The organism is Sphingomonas sp. S-NIH.Pt3_0716 (assembly GCF_003950715.1).
Classification (GTDB): domain Bacteria; phylum Pseudomonadota; class Alphaproteobacteria; order Sphingomonadales; family Sphingomonadaceae; genus Sphingobium; species Sphingobium yanoikuyae_A.
The window spans coordinates 1-6102 of record NZ_QLJK01000071.1; the positions used below are offsets into that span (position 1 = coordinate 1).

Below are 6102 nucleotides of genomic sequence, written 5' to 3' on the forward strand. Positions count from 1 at the left end.
CTCTTGTATGCCTTAGCCATCGCAATTCACCTCTAACATTCGGCCCGCCGCTACTTCCGCGTCCATCTGTGCATCGGAGAACCCAAGCACCAACTTAGCCGCCCTCTTGAACGCGGCTTCCTCGTCGTCCTCTAGGTTCGCCAAGTCGCTTTTCGCGAACCCAAATGCGAAAACCGCCCGCGTTTCCGCCCGGAAGAAAATCAGCGTCCTATAGCCGCCTGATCTTCCAGCGCCCGGCCGTGCAACACGCTGCTTGATGAGGCCGGCTCCAAGATCGGCGTCGATCAATCCACGCTCGGCGCGCTCGATCGCCTCACATAGCATCGCATCGGAGATTTTCTCCTTACGGGCGAACCTGTGAAACCTGTTGCTCTTGAAGACTCTCACCGTTGCCCCGTCATATATAACACATAGCGCCACACTTCAAGGCTATCGTCACTTACGCGCCCGCCGCCTTGCCAGCAATCAGGCATTATGCTTTTGCAGCAAGTCGGCAAGCGCCTCTCGCATAAGGTCTTCAATTGAACGGTCGGTGTCGGCTGATAGCCTCTTGACCCGGCGATGGTCCTCCGGCTCGACAACGACCGTCAATCGCTTCATCCCTGCCCGCGTGGCGGCGTGGTAACGCTTGCCCTCGCCCGGAGCCGTCGCCATGCCGGCGACGGATTCCACGATAGCGGCAGGGGATGCCTGCGCGCCCACGGCTTTCATGCTCTCGGCTAAACTCGGTCTTTTGGACATGGCCTCATCTCGTAAAATTGCCAGTTTGCCAGCAATAGCATTTAACTGCATTGCCAGCAATATGCTTTGCAGTCAAATCGGCAACTGACTTCTGAGCCAAGCCAGCAACTCGGAAACTTCGTCGCTGGCTTTGCCGCCCGGCTCATACTCTGGCGCGGTTTTGCCCGCCGTGAGCGCATGTCCGAAGGCCGCCCGCTGCTGGAAGGCAACGGGGGCAACCTCCAAATCGTGAACCTGAACGGCGGCGCGCGCATCGGCCAAGAGCTGCGTGGCGCGCGGCGGCACGGCGTTCAAAACGACAAAAGCCGGTTTTTGGGCGAGCTTCACCAGCTCGGCCGTGCTTCCGATCGCGCGAAGATCAAGGATGCCGGCGCGGCAGGGGATCAACACCAAGTCGGCCGCTCGTGTCGCGGCCATTGCCGCCGCTTCCGAGTGCGGCGCGGTGTCGATCACGACTAGCTCGGCCCCGCCATCGGTCGCAGCCTGCAAGCCTTGCGGCAAGCGGGTGTGAGGAAGTGCAACGACAACCGGGGCCTCGCCTTGTCGGCTATCGCCCCAGCCGGCGGCGCTTGCTTGGGGATCGAGGTCGATAATCGCGGCCGAAAGCCCGGCCGCCTCGGCGGCCGTGGCGATATGCAGGGCGAGGGTGGTTTTTCCAGCCCCGCCCTTTTGGCTGACAATAGCGATTGTTTTCATTTTGCTGGCATAGCAGCAATGAGAATTGACGGCAAGAAGCTTTGCTTAAATACCTTATTGCCAGCAATACAGCAAAGATTGAGCGCCGACCTTGCCCCTCGCTCCCTCTCGAAAGCCCATAGGATGCTGGCCGCAGGCGCGAACGGTGCGGATTAGGTGGTGAGGGTGCCGTTTCCCGATCCGCCCTATAAGCGGATCGGAACCGCCGCAGGGCTGCGAAAGCAGCCCGAACAGCGGCGACCGCTTATGTTTGCCCTCTTAGATAAAGATCAGATGGGGATTCAGTCTGGTTATCGGACTCACGTTTCTGGATAGCTTTCCCAAGGGCCGCCAGCGCCCGGCCTAGCGCGGTATCGCCGGCCTCGGACAGCGCCAGCTCATCGAGGGGCAGGGCCTTCTTGTAGGCGTCCACCTCGGCCGCGCGGGCTTCCTGTGCGGCGCTGTGGTCGTCGGGCAGGGGCGGGGCCTTGCTGAACCGTCCAAGGAACTGCCGGGCCTTCTCCGGCAGGGACAGGCGGTAGGCGTTGCTCGTCTGCTGGACCTGTGGGCCGCGCCCCTCGTTGCCGGTCGGCTCGTAGCGCCGCAGCCAGTCGATGAAACCATGCGCCCGCAGGTTCTTCAGCGCCCGCACGATCGTATCGCGCGACCGGCCTAGCCGATCCATGATCGTGGTGATTGACGGCTCTAGCCGGCCGGTGCGGAAGTCGATGAGATTGACGAACAGCCGCAGCACGTCCAGCGCCACCGATCCTAGCGGGCCGCTGCGCTCGCCCTTCTCGCGCAAGCCGGCCTCGTTGTAGATTTCGGCCGCCTTCAAGATCGCCTGCACGTCCTTGCGCGTCGTCGGCCGCCATATCCGGCCCTCCGATCGCCCCCGGATATGGCTATGCCGGCGAACTGGTGTCGGGCAGCGCGGGGCAGGGGGCGGGAAGACCAGCCCTAGCGCGGTCTGTCCCGATCCCCGCAGGGCGGCCCGGCGCTCATGGGCGAGCGTCGTAAGCTCGCCGGCCTCGTCGTCGGTGAGCTGGCCCGCGCCGTATCGGCTCCAAACCTCCCGCATGATTTCATCAAGCGCGTTCCCGCGCGCGCAGCCGATCGCGGCCGCGTATTGCGTCCCTAACATATGCCCTCGTCCTTCCATTTGAAGGACATGACGACTGTGGACGGCAGGCACGGCGCTCCCGTTTCCGCAAGAATCAATCTTGCGAATTGGAGTGCTCTAGCGTAGATAAGGGGAGACTTTGATGGCCCCGGCTCTACGGTGTGTCTGACGGCCTACAAAAACGCTCGACCGCGCCAACGGTCGGGCGTTTTGCCGTTATGTCCCTTGCTTCGCTTCGATATAGAACCTCAACGCTTCTTCGATGATCGGCGCGCGTGCTGACGCGCCCCGTTGCTCCTTGATCCTGTCGATTGCCTCGACAAGCTCACCCGGAACATAGGTATTCAACGCCACGCGGCCGGCCGCGATCTGCCGCGCCCTGTGGGCGGCAACGCCTCTGCGAATCTCTTCCGCGCGTTCCTTCATGTTTACAACTAAGAGCAAGCCGCCCGATTCTGCAATCCCTTGCGGGAAGAACCGGGAAAGGCACTACTTCTAGGGCAGGGCAACTAAACGCAGTAACGTCAATGCGTATTCACGTCATTGCGTTCTAAAGCCCGATAGAGGGTAGCGCGATGCACACCTAACAGCCGGGCAACCTCGGCCGGCTTCTTGTCCTCGCTGATGAGCTGGCGGGCGTGTGCGATCTGCTCGGCCGAAAGGGTAGGGGGGCGGCCGAAGCGAACACCCTTCGCCTTCGCAGCGGCCCGGCCGGCGCTCGTGCGCTCGTGGATCAAGCTGCGCTCGAACTCGGCAACGCCGGCGAAGAAGGTCAGCACCATGCGCCCCGCCGGCGTCGTCGTGTCGGCCCACGGCTCGGCCAGCGATCGCAAGCCGGCCTCGGCGTGGCCGATCCGCTCGGCTATGTCGAGAAGATCGCGCGTCGATCGGGCGAGGCGATCGAGCCGCGTCACCGTCACCACGTTGCCGGGCTGCAAATGGTCCAGCATCTTCGCCAGCTCGGGGCGGCCGCGATGCGCGCCGGATGCCTTTTCCTCAAAGATGCGCTTGCAGCCTGCCGCTTTCAGCTCCGCGCGCTGCTGGTCAAGGGTCTGGCCGTCGGTCGAGACGCGCGCATATCCGATCATCATGGGGCAGGGGGCTTTCGCTGCTATGCTCACCGCCCGAATCTAGCGGGTGCATCTCGTCGCGAAAATCCCTATTCTGCGACTGTCGCGGGTTTCGGGAGTTTCGCGACAAAGTCTATGAGTTCTTACTATCTCGCGTCATGCTTTCGGCCATCGTCACCAGCTCACGACAGACACGCTCCTTGAGCTTGGCCGGCAATGGCCGGTTGGACATTGCCTCGTGGACCCACAGGCCATCAGCAGCAAGACGGGCGACGAAGCGCGCGAGGGCTGCCGGATCGTCGTCGTCAGGAACCGGCGGCGACCAGCGGTCAAGAACGCCCTGCCATAAGGAATCAAGGTCCGGCTCGCCGGCGCTTTCCAGCATCATCAGAAGTTCGACGCGGCGGGCCATCTGCGCGCAGCTCTGGATATAGGCCGCATCGCGTTCGGCCGGCTCCACCGTGTCGGCTTTGCCGCCCGCGATCTTCTCCATGCCCGCCTCCCATTGGTCGGCAAGATGTTGGTGGGCCGCGAGGATAAGCGCCTCCCGCGACGGGAAGTGGTAGAGCAAGCCGCCGCGCGTCAGCCCGGTTTCGGCCGCAACGGCGTCGAAGGTGACAGCGGTAATGCCGTCACGCTCGACAATGGCGATGATCGCGTCGAGGATTTTCCTGCGATTGCTGGTCCGCATGATGCCCTCCGCGAACTAGTGGGATGATGGATAGAGCGAGGATTGCGACCCCGGCCCGTAACGGCGCAGAAGAACCCCGGTCACGATCGCGCCGGCCGCCAATAGCGCAGCCCCGACATACATCACCACCAGATAGGCATTGTCGAAGGCAGCGGATGCAGCCGCGACGAGCGCCGGCCCGTTTGCCGTGTCTCCGGCCGCCAGCGTGAGAGCGGTGGCGATGTTGTCGCGCGCTTCCACGGGAGCGCCTTCGGGCAGGGCGATCCCGAGTGTATAGAGCGCCGAAAGCAGACTACCGAGAATGGCGACGGCGAGCAGGCCGCCGAACTCGTAGGACACTTCCTCGACCGAGGCGGCCATGCCGGCGCGATGCACGGGCGCGTTGCCGATGATGGCCGTGGACGCGACCGACGCAGCGGCTCCAAGCCCCGCGCCGGTCAGGAACATACCTGCAAGCACCCATCCCGTTCCCTGCGACAGTCCCCACGCCGTCAGCAGCACGGCGAGCGACCCCGCCCCAAGCCCTCCCGCGATCAGGTAGAGCAGGCCAATGCGGTGCAGCAGCGCGCCGCCGAGCAGCGCGGTCGGCAACGAGCCGATGGCGGCGGCGGAAACCAGCAAGCCGGCCTCCAGCGGGGAATAGCCGGCGACGAGTTGGAACCGCTGCGTCGTCACGAGCTGGATACCGCCCAAGGCGAACATCATCATGGCGGCGGCCAGCACGCCAGACGAAAAGGCCGGGTTGCGGAAAATCGAGAAGTCGAGCAGCGGAAACGGCAAGCGCGCTTGTCGCCGGACGAACAGGAAGCCCGCCGCTGCGGTGACGAGCAAGGCCGCGCTCAATACGGCCGAAGACGGATTGGCGCTGGCCGCGTCCTTGATTGCGATCACGAGCGCGGACAGCGCGGCCAATGCCAGAACTGATGACAGCAAGTCCCACGGCCGCGAGCCGTCGCCGGCGACCTTCGGCGCGACCAGCAGCGTCCCGATGAAAGCCGCGATCACCACCGGAACATTGATAAGGAAGACTGACCCCCACCAGAAATGTTCGAGCAGCAATCCCCCGATGATCGGGCCTATGGCGGCCCCCACGATCGAGATGGAACCCCATATGGCGATAGCGATGTTGCGCTCGCGCTCGACGGTGAAGGTGATGCGGATCAGGGCCAATGTGGCGGGCATCATGGCAGATGCCCCGATGGCGAGGAAGGCGCGGGCGGCGATCAGCACTTCCGGCGTGGGGGAGAACGCAGCCACGATGGACGCGATGCCGAACAGGACAAGGCCGGCGAGGAACATTGTGCGATGGCCGATGCGGTCGCCAAGCGTTCCGGCACCGAGCAGCAGGCCGGCCATGACCAGCGGATAGGCGTTGATGATCCATAGCCCCTGCGTGGTCGTCGCCCCGAGTTCGCGGGTGAGCGTCGGAAGGGCGGTATAGAGGACGGAGTTGTCGAGGGTGATGAGCAGCAGGCCGGCAGCCACCGTCACCAGCAAGAGCCATCGGTTTGAATGTGAGGCCGTCATTGGGAATCCATCCGGTTTGAGCAGCCGTCGCTATACATTCTAGATTGTAAAATTTCAACTCAAAAAGCTCGGTCAGTTGTCGCGGAAATCCTGATTTTTGCGACAAAATCGCCGGCGCTGATTTTTCAGGAGAAATTCTGTCGCGAAAATCAGGTGCGAAAGTGATAGATTCGCGACTGATTTTTGCGACACGTCGCGGCCCGGATTCCGGGCCGCTGCGGACGTGATGCAGGTTTCAGGATTTGCGCGACAGACAGCCTCGCTTTTCGGCGGCT

The 6102-nt window shown here is 63.3% G+C and carries 9 protein-coding genes; all 9 read right to left on the reverse strand.

The window, feature by feature from the left end; translation table 11 throughout:
• Nucleotides 1–12: 12 nt before the first annotated feature.
• Nucleotides 13–387 (reverse strand): type II toxin-antitoxin system RelE/ParE family toxin, encoded by a 375-nt coding sequence (locus BRX37_RS25720; protein WP_017502929.1) that lies wholly within the window; start codon nucleotides 385–387, stop codon nucleotides 13–15.
• A 78-nt stretch (nucleotides 388–465) separates the two neighbouring features.
• Entirely contained in the window at nucleotides 466–792 is a 327-nt protein-coding gene (locus BRX37_RS25725) for a ribbon-helix-helix domain-containing protein (protein ID WP_017502928.1), read from the reverse strand.
• Nucleotides 793–813: 21 nt separating this feature from the next.
• Nucleotides 814–1437: a nucleotide-binding protein gene (locus BRX37_RS25730; protein ID WP_017502927.1), complete on the reverse strand. Its 624-nt coding sequence runs from the start codon at nucleotides 1435–1437 to the stop codon at nucleotides 814–816.
• Between the two features lie 244 nt (nucleotides 1438–1681).
• Nucleotides 1682–2560, reverse strand: coding sequence for a helix-turn-helix domain-containing protein (locus BRX37_RS25735; RefSeq protein ID WP_017502926.1), 879 nt, complete (start codon nucleotides 2558–2560; stop codon nucleotides 1682–1684).
• Nucleotides 2561–2755: 195 nt separating this feature from the next.
• Complete coding sequence (locus BRX37_RS25740) at nucleotides 2756–2965, reverse strand: ribbon-helix-helix protein, CopG family (protein WP_017502925.1); 210 nt, start codon at nucleotides 2963–2965, stop codon at nucleotides 2756–2758.
• 98 nt (nucleotides 2966–3063) lie between these two features.
• Nucleotides 3064–3630, reverse strand: coding sequence for a recombinase family protein (locus tag BRX37_RS25745; RefSeq protein ID WP_046986025.1), 567 nt, complete (start codon nucleotides 3628–3630; stop codon nucleotides 3064–3066).
• Between the two features lie 112 nt (nucleotides 3631–3742).
• Nucleotides 3743–4300: a TetR/AcrR family transcriptional regulator gene (locus BRX37_RS25750; protein ID WP_017502940.1), complete on the reverse strand. Its 558-nt coding sequence runs from the start codon at nucleotides 4298–4300 to the stop codon at nucleotides 3743–3745.
• A 15-nt stretch (nucleotides 4301–4315) separates the two neighbouring features.
• Complete coding sequence (locus BRX37_RS25755) at nucleotides 4316–5791, reverse strand: MFS transporter (RefSeq protein ID WP_234832090.1); 1476 nt, start codon at nucleotides 5789–5791, stop codon at nucleotides 4316–4318.
• 108 nt (nucleotides 5792–5899) lie between these two features.
• A partial coding sequence (locus BRX37_RS27145; protein ID WP_206434230.1) for a hypothetical protein occupies nucleotides 5900–6102 on the reverse strand: 203 nt, incomplete at its 5' end.